This is a genomic window from Stenotrophomonas sp. HMSC10F06 (assembly GCF_001807865.1).
Lineage (GTDB): Bacteria > Pseudomonadota > Gammaproteobacteria > Xanthomonadales > Xanthomonadaceae > Stenotrophomonas > Stenotrophomonas bentonitica_A.
On sequence record NZ_KV791284.1, the window covers coordinates 1 to 1231 of the forward strand.

Annotated in this window: 1 protein-coding gene; it reads right to left on the minus strand. The window is 63.2% G+C overall.

Features of this window, described 5'->3' with window-relative positions:
* Positions 1-101 precede the first annotated feature (101 nt).
* A complete protein-coding gene (locus tag HMPREF3113_RS10205; RefSeq protein ID WP_070472023.1) occupies positions 102-1016 on the minus strand; it encodes an IS110 family RNA-guided transposase in 915 nt (304 codons plus the stop codon).
* Positions 1017-1231: the final 215 nt, after the last annotated feature.

The following is a 1231-nucleotide window of genomic DNA, read 5'->3' on the forward strand; positions in this document are numbered from 1 at the left end:
GGTAGCAACTGTGTTGCTGGAGGAGCTTCAGCCCCCCAGCGGACGGGCATGGTAGTGCCGGCCGCTGGCCGGCAGCCGTTGGAGATGTGCCCCGGCGCGCTTCAGGCGGGGATCGATTCGCTTTGAGCGTCGCGCATCCGGGCGTTGAGGATGACCAGCATCTTGCGCATGACAGCTACCAAGGCGACCTTGCTCGCCTTTCCTTTGGCTTTCAGGGTCGCGTAAAAGTCACGTAGCTTGGGCTCGTAACGGATGGCAGTTAGCGCCGCCATGTAGAGCGCTTCGCGCACTACGGCCCGGCCCCCGGTGATGCTGCGCTTGCCCTGCCAGGTACCGCTCTCGCGGTTCATGGGAGCCAGGCCGACCAGCGAGGCAATGGCCTTGCTCCCCAGTGTTCCCAGCTCCGGCAGTTCGCAGGCCAAGGTGCTGACCAGGATCGGTCCAGCGCCTTTAAGCGTTCCGATGTTCTTCCAGCCCGGCTGCGCGGCGAGCTGCTCGGCAATGGCCTTGTCCAGCTGTTTAAGATCTTCAGACAGCTGGGCAAGATGGCGCTGCTTGATCGTGATCAGGACTGGATCGGTCAGCTGCCGCAAGCGCTGCATCTCGCTGACGCGCATCTGCACCAGATGACGACGGCACTGCGCAAATTCGGCCAAACGCCGCTGCCACGGGGCCGGTGGCACGTAGCGGGTGAGCGGTAAAAGGTGAGCCATCTGCGCCAGCACCGCTGCATCGAGTCGATCGGTTTTGGCAGCACGTCCCGTAGCTTGGGCGAAGCGGCGTGCCCGAGCGGGATTGATGCGGACCATCGGAAGCCCAGCCTCGTGCAAAGCCGCCAGGGCGGCACGCTCGTAGCCGCCGCTGGCTTCCAGAACGACCTGCGTGATGGGCCATTGTTTCAGCCATTGAATCAGCCGCACAAAGCCGCGCTTGTCGTTGCTGAATCGGTCAAACGCCTGTTCATGGACGGCCACATCCAGCGTGGCCTGACTTACATCGATCCCGATCCCATACATGGCAGAACTCCGCTAGGCTGACAGGGTCGAGAGCTCCCCCCGCTTGCCCAGTCTTATCAGTCCGAGCGCCAACTCGATCAACTGTTCGGGCGGATCAGGGAGAAACCGGCGTGGGGACCCAAGCTACCGAGCGGTCGCAAGACCTAGAGCCACACGGTCGCCCACGCCGGGCTCTCGGCACCTAAAGTGCCAGATCGGCAAGAGATAAGAGCCAC

Coding starts and splice junctions, on each gene's coding strand:
- HMPREF3113_RS10205 (WP_070472023.1), bottom strand. CDS start 1,016: ATGTATGGGATCGGGATCGATGTAAGTCAGGCCACGCTGGATGTGGCC.